This window comes from Psychromonas sp., from assembly GCF_047632995.1.
Lineage (GTDB): Bacteria > Pseudomonadota > Gammaproteobacteria > Enterobacterales > Psychromonadaceae > Psychromonas.
In genome coordinates this window covers 47237-69598 of the sequence record NZ_JBLIEK010000003.1, presented here as the reverse complement: position 1 = coordinate 69598, position 22362 = coordinate 47237, and the positions used below count along the sequence as shown (strand labels likewise).

The 22362-nt window shown below is 42.3% G+C and carries 19 protein-coding genes; 18 read left to right on the top strand and 1 reads right to left on the bottom strand.

Annotation, left to right across the window (positions count from 1 at the left end):
* Positions 1 to 38 precede the first annotated feature (38 nt).
* On the top strand, positions 39 to 299 hold the full coding sequence (locus ACJAT7_RS01400) for a DUF4404 family protein (RefSeq protein WP_415225005.1): 261 nt from the start codon (positions 39 to 41) through the stop codon (positions 297 to 299).
* 468 nt (positions 300 to 767) lie between these two features.
* Here ACJAT7_RS01400 and rpsT read toward each other — a convergent pair whose 3' ends face one another.
* A complete protein-coding gene (gene rpsT / locus ACJAT7_RS01395; protein WP_415225004.1) occupies positions 768 to 1028 on the bottom strand; it encodes a 30S ribosomal protein S20 in 261 nt (86 codons plus the stop codon).
* Between the two features lie 306 nt (positions 1029 to 1334).
* Between rpsT and murJ the strand changes: the two genes are divergently transcribed.
* The 17 genes from murJ to ACJAT7_RS01310 all read left to right on the top strand — a co-directional run bounded on the left by murJ (position 1335) and on the right by ACJAT7_RS01310 (position 22316).
* Positions 1335 to 2903, top strand: coding sequence for a murein biosynthesis integral membrane protein MurJ (murJ, locus tag ACJAT7_RS01390; protein WP_415225003.1), 1569 nt, complete (start codon positions 1335 to 1337; stop codon positions 2901 to 2903).
* Between the two features lie 78 nt (positions 2904 to 2981).
* Positions 2982 to 3119 (top strand): hypothetical protein, encoded by a 138-nt coding sequence (locus ACJAT7_RS01385; protein ID WP_415225002.1) that lies wholly within the window; start codon positions 2982 to 2984, stop codon positions 3117 to 3119.
* 5 nt (positions 3120 to 3124) lie between these two features.
* Positions 3125 to 4066, top strand: coding sequence for a bifunctional riboflavin kinase/FAD synthetase (ribF, locus tag ACJAT7_RS01380; RefSeq protein ID WP_415225001.1), 942 nt, complete (start codon positions 3125 to 3127; stop codon positions 4064 to 4066).
* A gap of 30 nt (positions 4067 to 4096) precedes the next feature.
* The gene (gene ileS, locus ACJAT7_RS01375) at positions 4097 to 6931 is read left to right on the top strand and encodes an isoleucine--tRNA ligase (protein WP_415225000.1); all 2835 of its coding nucleotides are present in this window, start codon (positions 4097 to 4099) and stop codon (positions 6929 to 6931) included.
* Positions 6932 to 6999: 68 nt separating this feature from the next.
* Positions 7000 to 7527 (top strand): signal peptidase II, encoded by a 528-nt coding sequence (gene lspA / locus ACJAT7_RS01370; protein WP_415224999.1) that lies wholly within the window; start codon positions 7000 to 7002, stop codon positions 7525 to 7527.
* On the top strand, positions 7514 to 7966 hold the full coding sequence (gene fkpB / locus ACJAT7_RS01365) for an FKBP-type peptidyl-prolyl cis-trans isomerase (RefSeq protein WP_415224998.1): 453 nt from the start codon (positions 7514 to 7516) through the stop codon (positions 7964 to 7966). Before lspA ends, fkpB begins: the two co-directional genes overlap by 14 nt.
* 23 nt (positions 7967 to 7989) lie before the next feature.
* Positions 7990 to 8934: a 4-hydroxy-3-methylbut-2-enyl diphosphate reductase gene (gene ispH / locus ACJAT7_RS01360; RefSeq protein WP_415224997.1), complete on the top strand. Its 945-nt coding sequence runs from the start codon at positions 7990 to 7992 to the stop codon at positions 8932 to 8934.
* Between the two features lie 483 nt (positions 8935 to 9417).
* Complete coding sequence (locus tag ACJAT7_RS01355; RefSeq protein ID WP_415224996.1) at positions 9418 to 9939, top strand: GspH/FimT family pseudopilin; 522 nt, start codon at positions 9418 to 9420, stop codon at positions 9937 to 9939.
* Entirely contained in the window at positions 9939 to 10430 is a 492-nt protein-coding gene (pilV, locus tag ACJAT7_RS01350) for a type IV pilus modification protein PilV (RefSeq protein WP_415224995.1), read from the top strand. The genes ACJAT7_RS01355 and pilV (ACJAT7_RS01350) overlap by 1 nt, the downstream gene beginning before the upstream one ends.
* Positions 10418 to 11182 carry a PilW family protein gene (locus tag ACJAT7_RS01345; protein WP_415224994.1) on the top strand — a complete coding sequence of 255 codons (765 nt, stop codon included), beginning with the start codon at positions 10418 to 10420 and terminating at the stop codon, positions 11180 to 11182. Before pilV (ACJAT7_RS01350) ends, ACJAT7_RS01345 begins: the two co-directional genes overlap by 13 nt.
* Before the next feature lie 10 nt (positions 11183 to 11192).
* Positions 11193 to 11669, top strand: coding sequence for a PilX N-terminal domain-containing pilus assembly protein (locus ACJAT7_RS01340; protein ID WP_415224993.1), 477 nt, complete (start codon positions 11193 to 11195; stop codon positions 11667 to 11669).
* 7 nt (positions 11670 to 11676) lie between these two features.
* Positions 11677 to 12063, top strand: coding sequence for a type IV pilin protein (locus ACJAT7_RS01335; RefSeq protein WP_415224992.1), 387 nt, complete (start codon positions 11677 to 11679; stop codon positions 12061 to 12063).
* An 18-nt stretch (positions 12064 to 12081) separates the two neighbouring features.
* The gene (locus tag ACJAT7_RS01330) at positions 12082 to 16497 is read left to right on the top strand and encodes a pilus assembly protein (protein ID WP_415224991.1); all 4416 of its coding nucleotides are present in this window, start codon (positions 12082 to 12084) and stop codon (positions 16495 to 16497) included.
* A 356-nt stretch (positions 16498 to 16853) separates the two neighbouring features.
* On the top strand, positions 16854 to 17426 hold the full coding sequence (gene pilV, locus ACJAT7_RS01325; protein WP_415224990.1) for a type IV pilus modification protein PilV: 573 nt from the start codon (positions 16854 to 16856) through the stop codon (positions 17424 to 17426).
* Positions 17423 to 18433, top strand: coding sequence for a PilW family protein (locus tag ACJAT7_RS01320; RefSeq protein ID WP_415224989.1), 1011 nt, complete (start codon positions 17423 to 17425; stop codon positions 18431 to 18433). The genes pilV (ACJAT7_RS01325) and ACJAT7_RS01320 overlap by 4 nt, the downstream gene beginning before the upstream one ends.
* Positions 18426 to 18872 carry a hypothetical protein gene (locus ACJAT7_RS01315; RefSeq protein WP_415224988.1) on the top strand — a complete coding sequence of 149 codons (447 nt, stop codon included), beginning with the start codon at positions 18426 to 18428 and terminating at the stop codon, positions 18870 to 18872. The genes ACJAT7_RS01320 and ACJAT7_RS01315 overlap by 8 nt, the downstream gene beginning before the upstream one ends.
* 54 nt (positions 18873 to 18926) lie before the next feature.
* The gene (locus ACJAT7_RS01310) at positions 18927 to 22316 is read left to right on the top strand and encodes a pilus assembly protein (RefSeq protein WP_415224987.1); all 3390 of its coding nucleotides are present in this window, start codon (positions 18927 to 18929) and stop codon (positions 22314 to 22316) included.
* Positions 22317 to 22362 lie beyond the last annotated feature (46 nt).

The following is a 22362-nucleotide window of genomic DNA, read 5'->3' as shown; positions in this document are numbered from 1 at the left end:
CACTTTTATTAGAATTAAAATGATTAGATGAGGTATGTATGCCAATAAAAAAAGTAAAGTCTGAATTTGAAAAATTATCTGCAATTTTAGATGAGGATCTGATTGCAGATAAATGTACTGCAGGTGATCTAAAACAGGTCCATGATCAACTTCAAGAGGCGATAAAATCGCGCGATCCAGCGCAACTTATTCGCGATAAAAAACTGGCACAGCAGTTAGTCATCTTTGAAGAGAGTAATCCCGTCGTTGGTAAAGCGATTAAAGATCTGATATATGCATTATCGGGAATGGGAATTTAACAAAAAAGCCAATAATTAACTTATTGGCTTTTTCATTTTGCGCACATTAAGTCATTTCGGCCTGTGCGGTCTCCCACCGCAGAAATTGTGCGGATGAGTACCTCTCCAGAAACCTTTACTGTCTTTTTATTGTTACTCCATTACCGATAGAGTATTGCAGAGTGATGCCTGATAATCGTCTTCCCAACTTGCTTTATGACATGCACGTTCTGAAGCAGTTATCACACCTAAGCCGTTAACTATTAGGTGTAATTATCCTTCCTCTGCACCTTTTTCCTGCCTTACAAGATCGTTAAAGCAATACTGCTGACTGGCCAAATCAGCTCATAGCGTAGTATTAGGGCCTGATTGCGGTGGTTCAGTAATGAGGGGAGATTCTATGTTTGTAAAACAGGCATAAAAAAACCGACATAAAGTCGGTTTTTACTTAGGCTCTATATAATAAAGCCTAAAAAAATTAAGTTCTAATTAAAGAGCTTTAATTTTTGCAGAAAGACGGCTTTTCTTACGAGCAGCTGTATTTTTGCTGATTAAGCCTTTTGTAGCGTAGCTATCTAAAACTGATTGTAGTTTTAGAAACTCAGCTGTAGCAACTTCTTTATTTGCAGCAGCGATTGCAACAATAACTTTCTTGATGAAAGTACGCATCATTGTGCGACGGCTTGTGTTGTGTTTACGGCTTTTTTCAGATTGTAAAGCACGTTTTTTAGCAGACTTGATATTAGCCAAGACCTTAACTCCTAAATTCTGTATAACAAGGGATAATCAAAGGTCGTGGAATATGCCTTGTAACACGTATATTGTCAAATGGTTTCTTTTTAACCGCTGAAAAAACTGGTAAGAAACCAATCAGGTGGTTAAACTGCGCGCATTTTATACCTAAACGGCTTGTAGATGCAAACGGATCCTGCAGTTAGGTCTGCTATTTAATGGCGATAGAGGGAGAAATCGTTTTCTTGTTTTTATTGGCTTTACTAAATCAGGTGGTTAAGGATAAATTACTGTTACTAATAAATTTTATTTAGGAAATTGATTGTGAGTAGAAAATTATTGAGATCAGGTTTGATTGTTAGCTCTATGACATTGATTTCACGCCTGCTTGGGCTAGTAAGAGATATCGTTATCGCTCATTTAATGGGAGCCGGCGCTGCGGCAGATCTGTTTTTCTTCGCCAACAAAATTCCTAACTTTTTGCGTCGTTTATTTGCCGAAGGCGCTTTTGCGCAAGCTTTTGTGCCGGTATTAACTGAATATGAAAAAAAACAATCAAGAGATCACGTTAAGGAATTAATTGCCGCTGTATCGGGAACATTAGGCTCGATCGTTACGGTTGTTACCATTATTGGTGTGTTGGGCTCATCCGTTATAACCGCGTTATTTGGTTTCGGTTGGTTTCTTGAGTGGTGGAATGGAGGGGAGGAGGCTTACAAATTTGAGCTTGCTTCTTTATTGTTAAAAATCACCTTCCCATATCTATGGTTTATCACTTTTACCGCGCTTTCTGGTGCTATTTTAAATACTTTAGGTAAGTTTGCTGTGGCTGCATTTACGCCGGTATTTTTAAATATTGCCATTATCAGTTGCGCACTGTTCGTCTCTCCCTCTTTAGCACAACCTGAAATTGGTCTGGCGATAGGTGTCTTGGCGGGGGGGGCGTTACAGTTCTTTTTTCAAATTCCATTCTTGCTTAAAGAAAATTTGTTAGTAAAACCGACCTGGAACTGGTCACATCCGGGGGTGGTAAGAATCAGAACCTTGATGATTCCTGCGTTGTTTGGTGTTTCGGTCAGCCAGATTAACTTACTGCTGGATACGTTTATCGCCAGTTTTTTACAAACAGGCTCAATCAGCTGGTTATATTATTCGGATCGCCTGCTGGAGTTCCCGCTGGGATTATTTGGTATTGCCATTGCCACTGTTATATTACCAAACTTGTCTGCATCGCATGTTTCTCAAGCCGGCAATGATTTTTCTAAAACCTTGGACTGGGGGATTCGCATGGTCTGTGTTTTAGGTTTTCCTGCTATGTTAGGTTTGATTGTTCTCGCGGAGCCTATGCTACGTGTTTTATTTATGCGCGGTGAATTTGATATGCAGGATGTGTCGATGGCATCAATGAGCCTGTGGGCGTATGCCAGTGGCCTGCTTAGTTTTATGATGGTGAAAGTGTTAGCGCCCGGTTACTACTCCCGTCAAGACACTAGAACCCCGGTTAAATATGGCGTTATTGCGATGGTCAGCAATATGGTCCTAAATATTATTTTTGCCATCCCCTATGGTTATGTCGGTTTGGCTATTGCTACCGCGATTTCAGCTACTTTAAACGCTTTCTTATTATGGTTCGGTTTATATAAATGTGGCGCATATCAAGTGCCGAAAAATAGTCTCTCGGTATTAGGCCGCATAATGCTTTCAGGCTTAGCAATGGCTTTTGCCTTGATTCTTTTGAATCCATCTCTGCTTGAATGGGTGCAGTTATCTCTATTTGATGCCGCCTTAAAACTGTTTTCTTTGATTGCAGCGGCCGCGCTGTTTTATGCACTTGTATTGCTTACAATCGGATTACGTTTCCACCATTTTAAAGTTTCAGCAGAGAATGATTAAAATGAGGGCTGATTAGTTGCTCACTCTGCTATATAATTGCCTCTTTTATATTTTCGACGCTTTTATTTAAGTAGAATAATGGAATTATTACGCGGAATTCATAATCTCAATGCACAACACCGAGGGGGTGTATTAAGTGTAGGTGACGGTTTTAATAAGAGTGATGGTATTCATTTTGGTTATTGTGCAGTTTTATCATTGAAAGTAAGTAGTTAAATAAAATGGAATTATTACGCGGAATTCACAATCTCAATGCACAACACCGCGGTTGTGTGTTAAGTATAGGTAATTTCGACGGTATTCATCTGGGACACAAAGCGGTGCTATCGCGATTGGTACTTGAGGCGGAGCGGCTACAAGTAGCGGCGACCGTAATGATCTTTGAGCCCCAGCCTGCGGAACTATTTTCCGGAGATAATGCGCCTGCGCGATTGAGTCGTTTGCGTGATAAATTTGTACAGCTGGCTAAACAGGGCGTAGACCGCCTATTGTGCGTCTCATTTACACATAAATTTGCCAATATCAGTGCTGAAGATTTTATTGAAGATTTATTAATTAAAAAATTGGATGTGAAATTTTTGGTGGTGGGCGATGATTTTCATTTTGGATATCAACGTCAGGGCGACTTTAAATTACTACAAGCGGCTGGACAGAAATATGGTTTTGCAGTGGTTGATACACAAAGCCTATTGCAACAGCAACAGCGTATTAGCAGCAGCCGCATCCGTGATTTTTTAGCGCTTGGCGAACTGCAGCAAGCCGCATCAATGTTAGGCCGTAAATATAGCATTACGGGGCGTGTTGGGCACGGGCAAAAATTAGGCCGAACTATTGGCGTGCCGACTGCAAATCTTCTCCTAAAGCGTCGCGTTTCACCTGTTTGTGGTGTGTTTGTTGTGTCGATACTCGGTATCAATGGAAAAACTTATCAGGGAGTGGCGAATATTGGGCAGCGGCCAACCGTGCAAGGGATTCGCCAGCAGTTAGAAGTGCATCTCTTTGACTTTAACGCGGATCTGTATGGTTTGCAGTTAGAAGTAGTATTGGAAAAAAAATTGCGTGATGAAGTTCGTTTTGATTCATTCACCCAATTAAAAATTCAGATCGATAAAGATATACAGTTGGCCAGAGAGTGGCATCAACTACATGCAGATAAATCGTAATTAAACACATTATGTTAATGGAAAATAGAAATGAGTGACTATAAAGATACGTTAAACTTACCTAAAACGGGTTTCCCGATGCGCGCAAATCTTGCCAATCGTGAGCCTAATATGTTGAAAAACTGGTACAGCAAAGATCTTTACCAAAAGATTCGGGCTGCTAAAAAAGGTAAAAAAACATTTATTTTGCATGACGGCCCTCCGTATGCAAATGGTGATATTCATATCGGTCACTCAGTTAATAAAATTTTAAAAGATATTATTATCAAATCAAAAACGCTTTCCGATTTTGATGCACCTTACATTCCCGGTTGGGATTGCCATGGCCTGCCAATTGAAATAAAAGTAGAGCAAAAACATGGTAAGCCGGGTAAAAAATTAACACCTGCCGAGTTCCGTATTAAATGTCGAGAATATGCCGCACGTCAAGTTGATGGTCAACGTAAAGACTTTAAACGCCTTGGTGTATTAGGTGATTGGGAAAACCCATACCTCACAATGAACTTTGATACTGAAGCAAATATTGTGCGTGCATTTGCAAAAATCATTGAAAACGGTCATCTGCTCAAAGGTTCTAAACCTGTGCATTGGTGTACTGACTGTGGTTCTTCATTAGCGGAAGCTGAAGTTGAATATGAAGACAAACTATCTCCTGCGATTGATGTGGCATTCACTGCCGTTAATAACAACGCTGTTATTGCTTGTTTCAGTGCTGAAGGTGATGATTTAGGTCACGGTGATGTTTGTACGGTTATCTGGACAACCACACCTTGGACATTGCCTGCTAACCGCGCGATTGCATTGGCAGCTAAAGTAGAATATTCATTAGTGCAAGCGGGTGAGCGTCGTCTTATTTTAGCCTCTGATTTAGTGGCTAGTACGATGGAGCGTTATAGTATCGAAGATGCTAAAACCTTAGCAATTTGCACGGGCTTAGATTTAGAAAAACAACTATTTAATCACCCGTTTTTAGACTTACAAGTGCCCGCTATTGTTGCAGACCACGTCACCACCGATGCGGGTACTGGCTGTGTACACACCGCGCCAGGTCATGGTCAAGACGATTACTCTGTTGGTCTGAAATATGATTTAGAAGTAGCAAACCCTGTGGGTGATAACGGTGTATTCCGTGATGATACAGAGTTCTTTGCAGGACTACATGTTTTTAAAGCTAACGATAAAGTACTAGAAGTATTGACGGAACGTAATGCGCTGATTAATCATGTCAACATTAAACACAGCTACCCACATTGTTGGAGACACAAAACGCCAATTATCTTCCGTGCTACGCCACAATGGTTTATTTCTATGAGCCAAAAAGGCTTACGCGATAAAGCATTGGGGCAAATCAAAGATGTTAAATGGATCCCAAGCTGGGGGCAAAACCGTATTCAGAAAATGGTTGAAGGAGCGCCTGATTGGTGTATCTCTCGTCAGCGTACATGGGGTGTACCAATTACCCTGTTTGTACATAAAGAAACAGATGAACTACATCCAAACAGTGTTGAGATGATGGAACTTATCGCCCTTAAAATTGAAAAAGAGGGGATTCAAGCTTGGTGGGATCTGGATGCTGAAAAACTATTAGGTTTTGAAGCACAAGAGTACCGTAAAGTAACCGATACGTTAGATATTTGGTTTGAATCAGGTACCTCACACGCTTCTGTTGTTGGTGCTCGTGATGAGTATAAGAATGCTGCTGGAGAGAAAGTTGATATTGATATGTACCTTGAAGGTTCAGATCAACATCGTGGTTGGTTCCAGTCTTCGTTAAATAGTTCTGTAGCGATGACCGGTAAAGCACCTTACAAAGAGGTATTAACACACGGTTTTGTGGTTGATGCGCATGGTAAGAAAATGTCTAAATCGGTTGGTAACGTAATGGCACCACAAACAGTAATGAACAACTTGGGCGCTGATGTTTTACGCCTATGGGTTGCATCAACTGACTACACCGGTGAAATTACTGTTTCTGATGAGATCTTAACCCGTAGCGCCGACAGTTACCGTCGTATCCGTAATACATCGCGCTTTTTATTAGCCAACCTCAATGGTTTTGAGCCAAACACTGATTTAGTTGCCCCTGATGAGATGGTTGCGCTGGATCGTTGGATAGTTGCACAAACCTTCGCACTGCAAAATGATGTAATTGAAGCATACGAAAACTATAATCTGCATATCGTTTACCAAAAAATCGTCCACTTCTGTTCAATCGAGTTGGGTAGTTTTTACTTAGATATTATCAAAGACAGGCAGTACACAGCAAAATCGGATAGTAATGCGCGTCGTAGCTGTCAAACTGCACTGTTCCATATCGTTGAATCATTGGTGCGATTAATGGCGCCAATCTTAAGTTTCACAGCGGATGAAATTTGGAATAATATGCCGGGAGAGCGTGATGAGTTTGTGTTCACGGATGTTTGGTACAAGGGGTTGTTCGATCTTAGTGAAAATGAAGCGTTAGGCAATGACGAATGGGCCAGTTTAATTTCTGTTCGTGCAGAAGTGAATAAAGCGTTAGAGTTGGCACGTAAAGACAGTGTGATTGGTGGGGGGCTGGAAGCGGAAGTCACGCTTTATGCTTCAGCGGAACTCATTAAATTATTAAGCAGTGTGGAAGATGAATTACGTTTTGTATTAATCACCTCTAAAACTGCCATTAACCCCTTAGCCGAAGCACCGGCAAGCGCAATCGCAACTGAACTCACAGGTTTATCTGTGACCGTTGCTAAAAGTGCTGCCGCAAAATGCTCACGTTGCTGGCACCATAATGAAGAAGTTGGCCAAAATGAGCAGCATCCGGAATTATGTGGACGTTGTGTGACTAATATTGATGGTGCGGGTGAAGTTCGCAAATTTGCGTAATTTATTTTTCACTTCCTAGCAAACTATTAACGCCTTAATTTTTTAAGGCGTTTTACTTAGGATCAGAGATGACAGAGACAATACAAAGATCAGGACTGCGTTGGTTATGGCTTTCAGCTGTTATGTTTATTATTGACCAAGTCACTAAATACTGGACAGTACAAGCTCTGGATCTGCATGAGTCATATCAAATACTTTCCTTCTTTAATTTTACCTATGCACGCAATTATGGTGCCGCTTTTAGCTTTCTAGGAGATGCGGGGGGCTGGCAGAAATATCTATTTACCGTTATCGCTTTTGCCGTTTCTGCCTATCTTATCTACTCATTAAAACAAAATAGTCAGGCGCAACGCTGGACAAATATTGCGTTCGCGCTAATTTTGGCGGGTGCACTGGGTAATGTGACAGATCGCTTAATGTTTGGTTATGTAGTTGATTTTTTGGATTTTGATTTGGGCTTTTACCGCTGGCCAACTTTTAATGTTGCGGATATTGTTATCTTTATTGGCGCGGCCATCATTATTTTAGAATCATTTTTCTCACCAGAAGATAACAGTAAAACAACAGGTAAAGGTGATCAAAATGAGCAGCATTAATAAGTGCAATGAGATTAAAGAAGATAGCGAAGTATTGATCCATTTTTCAATCTGTTTAGAAGATGGCTCTGCCGTTGATAGCAGCAAAGTGGATAATAAACCATCTAAATTTGTAATGGGAGATGGCAGTTTGACACCTGGCTTTGAAGCATGTTTACTGGGTTTAAGCGAAGGTCAATCAGATAGCTTCACGCTTGCGCCTGAGTCTGCGTTTGGTTTATCTAATCCAGATAATATCCATCATATTGAATTGAGCAAATTTAGCAGCTCTTTGCCGGCAGAAGTAGGTACTATTATTAGTTTTACTCAGCCTGATGGTAGTGAAATCCCGGGGATTATCCGCGCTGTAGTTGCAGACAGCGTGACGGTTGATTTTAATCATCCGCTTGCAGGACAAACGCTAACATTTGCAGTCGATGTGTTAGAAATATTGAATTAATAGCGCTTATTTAGAGGTTAGTTATGGAAATTATTTTAGCCAATCCGCGCGGTTTTTGTGCGGGCGTACACCGCGCCATCTCAATTGTTGATCGCGCACTGGAGCTTTTTACGCCTCCTATTTACGTACGTCATGAGGTGGTTCATAACCAATATGTGGTTGATGATTTGCAAGCACGCGGCGCGGTTTTTGTGGAAGAGCTGTGTGAAGTTCCTGATGATCAGATTGTTATTTTCAGTGCGCATGGCGTGCCACAGTCCGTTCGTGTCGAAGCTAACCGTCGCAAATTAAAAGTATTTGATGCGACCTGCCCGCTGGTCACTAAAGTTCATATGGAAGTTACTCGTGCTAGCCGCCGGGGGCAGGAGTGTGTATTGATAGGTCATCATGGGCACCCAGAAGTCATCGGTACCATGGGGCAATACGATAATCAGGCGGGCGGCATTTACCTCGTTGAATCACCTGAAGATGTCGTCAAGCTGCAGGTGAAAAACAGCAAAAGTCTCTGCTATAGTTCACAAACGACTTTATCGGTTGATGATACTGCTAATATTATCAACGCGTTACGTAATAAGTTTCCCGATATTGCAGGACCGCGTAAAGATGATATCTGTTATGCCACTCAAAATCGTCAGGATGCGGTGAAGGAGCTTGCCCAAAAAAGTGATTTGGTGTTAGTGGTTGGTTCGACCAATTCATCCAATTCAAATCGCCTGCGCGAAAAGGCGAGTTGTGTTGGTGTAAATGCTTATCTTATTGATAGTGAAAAAGATATTAATTGTGATTGGTTTGAAAATGTAAAAGTTGTCGGCGTCACGGCGGGGGCATCCGCGCCGGAAATTTTAGTTAAAGCTGTGATTGCCAAACTGAAAACATTAGGGGGAAGTGTGGTTACTGAAAATCCCGGTGTCGAGGAAAACATTGTGTTTGAAGTTCCCGCTGAATTGCGTATCAGGCAAATTGACTGACAGATATACCCTAGATTAATTACCTCGCGATGAGACACTACGCGAGGTTGTTAACGCAATCACAATATTATTGGCGCCTCCCATTTGCCATTTTATTGCTAACTCCTCTTTAGCTTGAAGAGGGCTCATCTATTTTACCCTCTTCAATTCCCCCTAATTGCCAATAAATTAGATAACTTAATTTACATTCTTAGCAATTCTGATGAACAGCTCTCTTTTAAAGCCTAAAAAAAATGATTTAATAAAAAATTAAAAGTTTTCTGATAATGATGAATTTAAGCAGCGTCAGTGATGATTTTTAGCTGCAGATAACGCCGCTATTAAGCTATATAAATGGCCTACGTGATCCGTGTCAGAACAATCTTTGATCTCACTTGAATGATATCAATCAGATGATATAGTGATGGTGGACAAATGTTTTGTTGATTATTCATAGTGAAAAGCATTAATTCAATCAAATATGAGAGTACTAAAGGAAGTTTTATGGAAAAAACGCTTTTCAAAGGGAGAGTTCGAGGATTTACCCTGATTGAGTTACTGATTACAATTAGTATGGTTATGATACTGTTAACGATTGTAGCGCCCTCATTTACAAATCTTGTGAACTCGAATAAGCAGCGCACCGCCAGAGATCTGCTGATCAGTGCACTTAATACCGCTCAGCAGCAGGCTTTAAGCAAAAATATATCTGTCTATCTTTGCCCGACATCAGACGGATCTTCCTGTTCTAACTGGGCTAGCAGCACTGGCTGGTTGGTCTATGAAGATCGAAACAGGAGCGGTGACGTATTAGATGATACCGATGAGATTATTATCAATCAGAATAGGGGCGATATAAATAGCATTGGCAATACCACAGAGCTGATTCGATTTAACCCCACCGGTCATCTGTCGGGTGCTATTGGTACCTTTACCCTCTGCGGCCACTCCACAAATCAGTCCGGCTCGCAAATAACAATTAGCCAGATGGGAACAATCGAGTCTGCGGTAGGAGGTGGTTGTTAGTGCGTAATTCACAAAATGGATTTACCTTGTTGGAGATTCTGATTGCAATGTTGATTATCGCGGTGGGTGTACTCGGACATGCAAAAATGCAGGTGAAATCGATGGATATTGGCCAGCGTGCTGGCTTTGCACAGACCGCAAATCTTGCCTTGTTGGATTTGTCGCAGCGTATACGTGTCAACCCGCAAGCGGCACTGGCTAATGAGTTTAACTTCACCAATTTAACCACAGGAATAGCGCCGACTACTACCGTCGATTGTGGTAATGCTCCTTGTACTACCCATGCTCAGTTTGCCCAATATGAGGTAAAGGAATGGTTTGATGATTTAAACGCACAATTACCACTACCTCGCTTTTCGGTTGGAAGGGTAGGTAACCTTGTCACAATTACTCTTGTTTGGGATGCCGCCAGAACGGGGATCGCTAGTGGTGTTTGTAATCTAAACAGTGGTAATTACCAGTGCGGGAGCTTAACTGTATGGCTGCGTTAAAATCAAAACAAAAAGGCTTCACATTAGTCGAGTTGATGGTGGCTATGACCCTGTCGCTTACGCTGCTGGCGGGATTAATGTATTCCGTGTTGGGCGATATGCGCGCTTATGATAATACGCGAGGTTCACTGGCGCTGGTTAGTAAAGGGCGAATGTCGATACAGCTGTTAAGATTGTATATACAGCAGGCAGGGTTTAGGAATTTTGCACAACTCCAAGCTAATTTTGCGCTGCCCGTAGATACTTTGGGTGGCAAAGATTTGCTTGCAGGACAAAGTATACAAGGATGGAATGAAGTATCTAGCTCTCCTACTGGTGTTACTGACGCTAAAGATGATTCGGATATTCTTGCGCTGCGCTTTTTGGGAGCGAGTGAGGGAATATTTAACTGTGATGGAACTCAATTCACTGATACCACTACTGCTACTTCGCTGTTTATCTTTGTAAATGACCATGAACAGTTGGTTTGTCAAGTTGACGGTGGAGCAGTAAATGTTTTGGGTGAGAATATTGAACATCTGCATCTGTTATATGGATTAACAGGCGCGAATTATCAATATTATGATGCTGATAATGTTCCAGATTGGACAGCTGTTAATCGCGTTAAAGTGAGTTTTTTAGTGGCGCAAAACGTCACCAGTAATCACCTGATAAATGGCAAAGCCTATGATTTATTTGCTCGGACAATTAGCGCTGCTAATGACACCCAATTCAGAAACGTAGTAACTGAAACTGTCTTGATTAGAAACTAGAGAGGTTAGCTTGAATTTTACAGATATAAATCAACAGCGTGGCGCCGCATTAATAACTTCACTGGTGATTGTACTAGTGATCTCAGTTTTAGGCATCTCCATTGCCCGGCAGGTTATTACGCAAAGAAAAGTGAGCAGCTCTCATTATGATCAGGTTGTTACCTTTGCCGATGCAGAGTCGGGACTTCAGGAGGGGGAAACGGTGGTGGAAGAAAACAGAAGTGACCTGCCTACCCTTTACACGCTAAACGGGGTGAAACAAGCAGCGTTTGCATCAAGTGACTGGTGGAAGACATCAGGACATTGGGCCAGTGCAGCTGAGGCAACTAACGGTGGTAGCTTACTGCATGGAAACCCGAAGTATATGATAGAAGATATGGGCCTTGAAAGCACTAATAGTCGGCGTATCTTCAGGATAACGGCTACAGCGACAGGGACTGGTGGTGCAGAAACCTTCTTACAAAGCCACTATGCAATTTTGGAGTAATAAACTAATGCGAGTTACACAACAGGGATTTACCCTGATTGAGTTAATGATTACCATTGTTATTGTCGGTATTTTGGCATCTGTCGCTTATCCGAGCTATATGGGCAGCGTTAGAAAAGCGCGTCGCGAGGAGGCGAAAAGAACATTGGTTGAAGCCGCACAGCAGATGGAAAATTTTTATGCGATGAATTTGACTTATGTAAACGCGAGTTCAGCTGTTAGCACTAACTCAGAGTTTGACAACTATTATTCATTGGCGTTTACCAGCATGGCGGCAAGTACATTTACAGTCACAGCTTCGCCAAAACCGGGATCGCAAAGTACAGACAGTTGTGGTGATTTAACCCTTAACAGTCAAAATGTGACTACGCCTACTACCGGCGGCTGTTGGTAATATAAAAGGAATACTATTTTGTTTAAATTCACATTAAATTTTACTGCCGCAGCTGTTTTTTTGCTTGCATTACCCGGCGCATTGGCTACTGATTTAGACTTAGCGAAACAACCTCTTTTTACTGAAAAAGTATCGACGCCAATGATGATGCTGGTAATGGGGCGCGACCATACCCTTTATTATGAAGCCTATACTGATGCCTCAGATCTCGATGGTGATGGGGTACTAGATATAAGATTTAAACCCTCTATCAGTTATGATGGCTATTTCGATCCTAAGAAATGCTATGAATACAATACGAATAATAAAGTTTTTAAACCGAAGGAAAAATTAAATCATCATAAAGATGCCTGTACAGATAACGCACAACCGTGGAGCGGTAATTTCCTTAACTACTTAACCATGACGCGCATGGATGTACTACGCAAGGTACTTTATGGTGGCTATCGTTCAACAGATAACGCGGGTAACACTAAGTTAGATCGTGTATATATTCCTCAAGATGGTCATAGCTGGGCAAAGGGTTACACTTCTATTGACAATGATAAATATGATATTGCCGATTACACCCCCTTAAGTGTTCCAACGGCAGCGGACCGTCGGCATTTTTTTGGGACCGCAAGCTTTAATAGCGATGTCAGTGTACCAATATTAGCCGTGGTTGAAGATCAGCCGCAGCCTAGTGGATCATTTTATACAGATTGGGGACCATGGAGCTGGGCATCAAAAGAAGCCTGGGTTCTACAGGACAGTAATATTACTGTTGATCACAATTATGAGGTACGTGTTAAAGTCTGTGTGACTGATTTTATGGAAGAAAATTGTAAAAAGTATATTGATGGATCGACTGTCAGTTATAAACCCACCGGCTTGCTGCAGGACTATGGGGATACAGATAAAATGCTCTTTGGCTTGCTAACCGGCAGCTATGACAAACACCTTTCCGGTGGTGTACTGCGTAAAGCGATCGACAAATTTTCTGAAGAGGTTAATGCTGACGGAACTTTCAAATCTACAGTGGGTATAGTTAATACCATTAATAACCTGAAAATTTCCGGTCACCCATCTAATAATAAAAACTATCAACCAAGCTGGGGTGATAAGTTTACTAAATCCTTAGTTCAAGGGAATTACAAGGACTGGGGAAACCCAATTGGTGAAATGTTATATGAAAGCTTGCGTTATTTCTCAGGTGCGGGCAGCCCCAGCTCAACTTATAACACATCAGGAGGCGTTGATGGAGAACTCGGACTGCCCAATGCAACATGGGATGATCCCTATGCAGCGGGGAATGGATCTCGAAAGTGTTTAGATGCGACTAATTTAGTAATCAGTGATATTAATCCCTCTTATGATTCCGATCAGTTGCCTGGCGCCAATGGTACATTTGCGAAAAGTTACAGTGGGTCAACTTTATCCAGTTTTAATCTCAGCACACTGCTAAACACTATTTCTGACGGCGAAGGTAAAACATCAGGTGAATATTTTATCGGTGAGGTAGCAGGCACCCCCACTGATAATGCACCGACTGCAAAAGAGATCACAGGTTTGGGAAATATTCGCGGGTTAGCCCCGGCGGAACCGACCAAAAAGGGCAGTTATAGCTCGGCAGGGGTTGCTTATTACGGTAAAATTAATGATATTAGTACTCAAGATGGCAAACAAAAAATCAATACTATGGTCGTTGCAATGGCCTCTGCCCTGCCGGAAGTAATGGTCGCTATTGACGGGAACAAAATTAAAATAGTGCCTTTTGCTAAATCGGTTAAAGGCGGTGGAATTAGTGCCGCAGAAACTGCTTTTCAGCCGACCAATACCATAGTGGACTGGTATGTTGAAGTGAGTTCCCCAAGCGGCGGTAAGTTTCGAGTTAGTTTTGAAGATGTGGAACAGGGTAATGACCACGATATGGATATGGTGGTTAAATACAGCTATCTAGTAACAGATCTATGTCCAGTTGCAGGAGTGGCGTGTGCAGCATCTGAATTAAAGAAAGGCGTGCAGATAACCCTTGATAATATTTATGCTCAGGGAGGCGTTACTCAGCATGCGGGTTATATTATTTCTGGTACTAGCGATAATCACGATGGTCTCTACTTGGAAGTTAAAGATGAAACTTCAACAAGTAACGATGTAAAATATTATTTAGATACGCCCGACAAAGCTGTTTATCAAAAACGCTCACCGGTTAATAATGGCAAACTTACGCGACAAGCCACACGTAATTTTTTCCCAAGTGCAAGTGTAGGTGCAGCTGCAAATTTCTTACCTTCACCGCTCTGGTACGCGGCCAAATGGGGGGGGTTTAAGGACAGTGATGATGACAGTATTAATGAAGATGGCAAACCCAATATTCTTGCAGAGTGGGATAGCGATGCTGATGAAGTACCTGATACTTACTTTCCGGTGACTAATGCCGGTGAATTAAAATCACAGCTAGCGCAAGCATTTGCTAGCGCTTTTGCAACGAATGGCTCAGCATCCGCCGCGGTATTCAACAGCCTCATTCTGACGGCAGGAACATTGCAGTACCGCAGCTATTTTGAGTCTGCTAGATGGAGTGGTGATGTTAAGGCATATACTGCAGACGGAAACTACAACTTCGACCCAACTTCTGGTTATAAATGGAGCGCCGCCGAAAAGCTGGATGTTCCAGCTCGTCACACAACACGTCATATATTTAGTCGCCCGAGTGCCGCCGGCGCAACCTTTGTATTTAAACAACCAGCGTCAATAACGGCTGGAACAGATGACTATACACAAGATCAATTGGATCTGCTTTTGGATGGTTATACAGGTAGTGATCCCTTGACCTACTTGAAAGAGGTGGTTAATTATATTCGTGGTGATCGAGATAATGAGACTCCACCCTCGAATAACCCGATGCGTGTACGTGACTCTGTGCTTGGCGATGTTATGCATGCAGCCCCCTATTCGGTTACAGCAAGTAATGGCCATCCTGTAGGTAAAGAGGTGCTGGTTTTTGGGGCCAATGACGGCATGGTGCATGTTCTGGACGTGGACGATGGCGAAGAGCTAATGGCTTACATACCAAGTGGTGTCTATGACAAATTGGCTAATTTAGTTAGTCCAACTTATACACATCAATACTCGGTTGATGGGGGGATCACAGCTTATACAGATGAAAATGGCAAAACCACTCTCGTTGGTACATTAGGTCTAGGTGGGAAAGGGCTTTATGCAATCGATGTATCTAATATGACCACGCCAGCCACAGGCATGATTGAGTGGGAAATTACCCCTGATACAGCCGGTTATAGTGATTTAGGATTTACCGCGGCAGCGCCGACGATTGTGAAGCTTAATAATGGCGAGATCGGTGTTATTTTTGCCAATGGTTACAATTCAGAGAGTGACGAAGCAACGATCTATATTGCTAAGCTTTCTGATGGCAGCTTAATTAAGAAACTGACCACCGGAACGACAGTCGCTGATGACCCTGCTGGTCGCGCTAATGCGATGGCCAGTCCCGCTGTGTTAGATAGTAATAATGATGGCAAAGTGGATTATATTTATGCCGGCGATCTGTATGGCAATATGTGGGTCTTTGATATCACAAATGACAGTGATCTGGCTCAATGGAAGAATAAAAAAACTGGCGGCAAGCCGTTATTTAAAGCAACCAGCCCAACTAAAAATGCAGCAGATACAGACTATTTATCTCAGCCTATTACAACCCAACCACAATTATCCTATGTCATTGACCCTGTTGTCGCTACTAACTCGTATGTGCTGGTCGCATTTGGTACGGGCAAGTATATTGAAACAACAGATAATAGCCCAACTGCTCAGGCAACGCAGAGTTTTTACGTTATTAAAGATAAATTGAATACTAGTAACATAACCAGAGTTAGAGATTCCAGCACTACTCAGTATAGCAATATAGTTGCGCAACAGATCTTAAAAGAAGAGAATAATAAACGCCATTTAACGGCTAATGCTTTTGATTGGGATGACGATGATGGTTTTTATCTCGATTTGGTGAATACCATGGGTAATTCCACGACTGCTGGCAGCAACACGGACAATGAAGGAGAGCGACAAGCGACGAACAGTGCGCTGGTGGGGAATAAAATATTTTTTACCACCATACTGCCTGATAATGATGTGACCTCTTGCACACCAGGAGGCGGTAGCTGGTATATGGCGCTAGATTTGAACACAGGAACAAGCTTGGACAGCGGAGGGAAAAAAGCTGATCCAACTATACCTGGTGATGAAGCAAAAGACACTTCTGAAGATACCACTAATGATAAGGACGAGGATAAGGTAGCGATAGGTGTGAATGCTGTCTTGGATGAGAAAGGTGTTCTGCATGTGGTTACATGCTACGACGATGGCAGTTGTAAAACGTATACTTATGATGATGGTTCACCTATACTTGGGCGTATTTCTTGGCGACAGCTCTACTAGAGATGCTGTGCTAGTTTTTTGAATAGATGGCAAGAAGGGGAACGCAGGTTGCCTTTTTTGTTCATTTTTCTTTTTCAGGGGGGGAAGCACAGGTATTGTTTTGCAGGACCAATGCAAAATAAATTTCTTTATCTATCCATCTGAATTGTAAACTTTTATTTTTCCATGCTGAAAAGATTGCAATAAAGACGCTTTTTACGCCAGACAATCTCCTCTTTTATACTCGTTTACTCTCCTTTTCTACCTCTGATAATCTCTTTTCTTTATACCGGTTTACTCTTTTGTTGATTTATATTCTCACACAAACGCTATACTTAATTGTTGCGAACATATTTTGCATTTGAATGGACTTTTTTATGAAAATGGGTGGTTTTAGCTTAATTGAAATTATGATTAGTAGCTTTATTTTAGCCTTGGGACTATTGGGGTTAGCGGGCATGCAATCTACAGCGGTAAAATCGGCCATTGAGATTCAGCAACGCACATTAGCCAATTCTCTTGCCTCCGATCTTAGCGAACGTATGCAGTTAAATCGGGTGTGGTTACAGGAAGCCGGAAATGACTATACCATTGACAGCTTAATGAGTGCCTATTTAACTGTGCCCAGTTGTGTCGCTGTAGGTGGCGTCTTTGACAACTGCAGCGGTGAAGATATAAAAAACAACGACCTATATGAGTGGAAAGATAAATTTATCGGGGCAAATGTTGTTAGTGATGCAGGCAATAACGCCGGCTTGATAGAAGCTGATGCTTGCATTGAACTTGATGCTAAAAATAGACATGTCATTATTTTAACTTGGTTTTCTACGATTGAAAGTACAGATGCTGCCGCTGGAGTTGCGCCTACTGAGTTAACATTCAAGTGTGGCACGGCCAGCGCATCCCGACGCCAGTTAATGGTAACAACCTACACGGGCAAATCATTATGAAGCACTGTTTAGATAGCTCGCTACCATTGCGCAAAAGCCAATTGGGTTACTCAATTGTTGAGTGGATGATTGTTATTATGCTGACGCTGTTTTTAACCGCAGGCGTATTAACTATTTTCGTTTCCAGTCAGCGAGCGACAACTGCATCATTGGGCAGTAGCGAACTTCAGGAAAATGCGTCCTTTGCATTGCAGCTTCTAACGCGCGATTTAAAACAATCCTATTTTTTTGCGCAAGCGACAGGTGAAAACAGAGAATTATGGAATCTAAATGGCGCCGCTATCGCAACCAGTCTGGATTGCCTTGATGATATCTCCAGTGGCTCCTTTCCTGCATCAGGTCAATATCGGCAGCTTTGGGCTGCAACAGTCCCCTCTGTTATTAGCAATTTAAAAATGGCATGCGTTAACGATAGCGACAGCGCGACCTCACTTATTACAAATACAGATTATATATCAATCAAACGAGCAAGAGGCTTAGCACAGACGGGCAGTTTTCTAGCAGACAGATACTATCTTGATCTAAGACCTTCGGGAATAACGGTTTATCTTGGCGATGCGAGTGCACTAACAACCGCTGCAATATCGCCTGCCTGGGAGTATATCCATCATGTTTATTATTTAGATAAAGAAGCTGATATTCCGAGGCTGCGCCGTCTGCGTCTCGAAAAAAATAAGATGGTAAGAGAAGAGGTACTGGTCGAGGGTATCGAGAATATGCAGTTTATGTTCGCGTTAGATAAACTGATTGCCAGTGATAGGGATGGATCAATTCATGCCTTTGTGGGGGCATCACAAGTTACCGCTAATGATTGGGATAGCAACCGGGTGATTGGAATCAAAATTTATCTGCTTGTTCGGGCGTTAGAAAAAACGGCTGGTTATGTTAATAATGATACTTATCAGTTAGGTACAGAATCTTTTACCGCCCCTGGTGATGCCTATAAAAGAGAATTGGTTTCACATGTATTAACTTTTCAAAACAGCGTGGTATTAGTTGATGATTAGCCTACAAAAACAAAATGGTATGGCGCTGTTTATTGCCATGATGATTCTGCCGCTGCTTTTAGTGTTGGGTGTTTTGGTCATGAATAGCTCTTTTTTAGGGCTGAAAATAATCGATACACGCGTGATGCAAGGGGAATCAAACATCAAGTTAAATGGCGCGGCCCAGCATATACTGCAGCAAACAGGGAGTGCGACAACATTTGCTGCGGCACTGAATTTAGATAGTCTTCCATCAGCATTATATGATGATGTTAATGCAACGGTTATCTTGCAGGGAGAGCTGAATTGTAGACGAAGAATGCAGGCCAGCGGCAGTAACTTTAAATGCAAATATTTACAGCTTAATTTAGATAATTCCTACGGCCGAGAGAAAGCGGGCGTGAAGTCGGCTGTTAACTCTATGGGACTTGGAGTTGAACAGCCGATTATTGTTGAATAGAACAGGTTATTCAAATCAGGATGATTGTCGAATAAGACAAATGGAGTAAAAATTATGTTATTAAAATTATTTTTAATTGGATTATTGAGCCTGCACTGCGCTTTTGCAAGCGCGGACGATACCGAGCTTTTTGTGGCAGATGTCACTGCGCAAAATGGTATCCGCCCACAAGTACTTATTATTTTTGATACTTCTGGCAGTATGACAAGCTCAGAAGAGGTAGTGCAAGAGCCCTATGATCCAGGACACGATTATGGTGCAGGAGGAGATGCCAATAAGATTTATTGGACTAGAGTCGGTGGGGATATCCCTAGCACAGACAGCAACCAATATTTTTTAACCAGTAAAAATAACTGCCAGGCATCGTTAGCGCTGCTTGATTCTGTCGGGCTATATAACGGTAACCTGCGCCGATGGGAGCGTTCTCGCTGGAGAAGGTTATTTAAAAACAGTGGCGACCTCTTTGAATGTAAAGAGGATGTGCTAAATGCTGATCCGAGTAATCCTGCAACGACAAATGATCTTGGTTTCCCAAAAGACGGGCGTCCTGGCCCTTATATTTCGACCGTTAATAATGTCTTTTCTAGTAAAGACGCCGTTACGTTATATTCAGCTAATTATATCTATTGGGATAACACCGCTGGCGTGACCAATAAAAGCCGTTTACTAATTGCCAAAGAAGCGATTGAAACTCTAATTAAAAGTACACCCTCGGTTGATTTTGGCTTAGAGGTGTTTAACTATAACTACGGAACTCCTGCTCGAAATGGCGGTCGTATTGTTAATTCAGTAATGACCAGAGATGTAGGGCAATCACAAACCCTTATTAATCAAATTCTTAATCTTAATGCCAGTGGTAATACACCACTTTGTGAAAGTATGTATGAGGCCTACCTTTATTATGCGGGTAAAGCGGTTTATTACGGCGATGATGACTCATCTTCAACACCTGCGCGTGATACCAGTGCCGAAGATGGTGGGGTTTATTTATCGCCATTTGAAACTTGTCAGGAGCGGTCATATATTATTTTAATGACTGACGGTGTGCCAACCAGTGATACAGACGCAAATCCATTGGTAGGCGCACTAACGGGCAATGGCGCTATCGAAGACAGTTATATGCCGACGCTGACAGAGTGGATGAATAACTTTGATATTGATGGTGATGCCGAAAATGGTGATCAGCATGTTACCACTTATACTATTGGATTTGGTCAAAGCGCAGTTGATGATGCGGGAAAATTGTTGACAGAAACCGCGGTTAGAGGGGGGGGGGAATATTATCCTGCGACCAACTCAACTGCATTGCAAAACGCGTTTCAGGCAACTATTTTAGATATTTTAAACAGTTCATCCAGCTTGTCTTCTCCTGCCATTGCGAATAATAATTTCGATAGAACACGCAGTTTAGATTCTGTTTATTATTCTATGTTTATGCCAGGCAATAAATCAGTGTGGCAAGGCAATATTAAAAAGCTAACCATGAATGCCTCGGGAATACTGGTTGACAGGTTAGGCGCGCCGGCAATAAATGCCGATGGTAATATCAAAGATAATGCCTCCACCTATTGGGGAGGGATCCAAGATGGTAATGCGGTTGCTGAAGGTGGGATCACATCAATGTTTGGCGATATTACTACCCGGAAAATAGTTTCTAATATAAGCAGCAGTGGACTGCTAGAGCCAAATCTGGCAAACCTTAAAACTTATTATGGTTTAACAAGCGATGCCGAGCTTGCTCTGCAGTTAGGCGTAACTGAAACTGATTTGAGCGACTCTTTGAACTGGTTAAAAGGGCTGGATGTTGATGATCAAAACGGTGATAACTCCGTCATTGATTATCGCAGTGATCTCTTTGCTGATCCTCTGCATTCTAAACCATTAGCCATTACCTATACTGAAGGGGGGACACAAGTGGTACGCTTGCTGGTGGGCACCAATGCCGGATTTTTGCATATGTTTACCGATAACGGCGATACCGTTAGTGAAAATTGGGCGTTTATTCCGGATGAATTGCTAAACCAGGGGATCTCTTTAAAAGATGCGGCTGATTCAAGTGTGCATCAATACGGTATGGATCTCTCCCCAATTGCAATTAAAATATATCAATCAGGTTCAGTGCAGAAAATTATTGCAATCGTAGGAATGCGACGCGGCGGCAGTAGTTATTACGCATTAGATATAACCAACCCTGATGCACCTAAACTAGCATGGAAAATTGACTCAAGTACACCCGGTTTTGGTGAGTTAGCACAGACGTGGTCAATGCCAAGCATCGGCACATTCTCTTATAAAGTCGGCAGTGTTGTAACAGTTAACCCAGGTTTAGTGTTTGGTGGAGGATACGATACAAATAAAGACACCTGCACTCCATCAGAGAGTGAGGCCTGTGATGATGTGACGGGCCGCGCTGTATATATTGTCAACGCATTAACCGGGGATAAAATTTGGTCGGTTGATGGCGCGAGTTGTGCTGTTGATGATAAACACTGTATTCGCGATAGTATTCCAAGCAAAGTTGGAATATTGGACAGTGATGATGATGGCTATATTGATCGCATCTATAGCGGAGATACGGGCGGCAATATATGGCGTATGGATTTAGCTGGTGCGGATACGAGTAAATGGTCGATAATTAAGCTGGCCAATTTAGGCGGAGATACTGCGAGTACAGACAGGCGTTTCTTTACCGCCCCTGTGATTGTGCGCAGCTTTGAAAACAATGTGGTTAAAAGTGAAAGTGGGCAGTTTTCTTATAATAAAGTCCCCTATGATGGCCTTTTATTAGGTTCGGGTGATCGTGCTCATCCTGCTTCGAGTACGGACGTCGATGATGCGTTTTACCTGCTCCATGATTATGCAATAGCGCCGACACTGTTTGGCGAAGTTGGCTTTCCCGCAAAACCAACCTCGATTGGCGTTACTAATCTTTACGATATTACCAGCGATCCTGTGACCTCATACACAGGTGAGCAGGTGCTCAATGTGTTTGCGGATATGAGCAGTGCATCTGGCTGGCAATATCGTTTCACATCAGTAGGTGAAAAATCACTAGGGCAAGGTGCGGTACTCGAAGGGACTGTCTATTTCACCTCGTTTGTTCCTAACTCGACAGTTAATATTGACTGTGGTGTAGGGGATTTAGGAACAGGATGGTTATATGCGGTTGATTTACATTCAGGTCAAAGTCGATTCACTGATGACGCTGGAGAGCCTGTGGCTAAAAAAGATATCGGCTCTCGTGTACCTGATTCATTAGTAATTCATGCCGGTGTTGATGAAGAGGGTAATAGCGTCATCCGCTTACTCGGGGTTGGTCAGGGCGATAAAATAATAGTGACCAATGCTGAGACAAATGAAAAAGAGATTGTTCATACGGGAACGGTTGATACTCAAACCGATATGATGCCACGTCGAATTTATAGTTATTTTAAAGAGAAATAATGTCATCAAATGCTAACCGGCTTAACTGGCCTGTTAGCATTTTTTG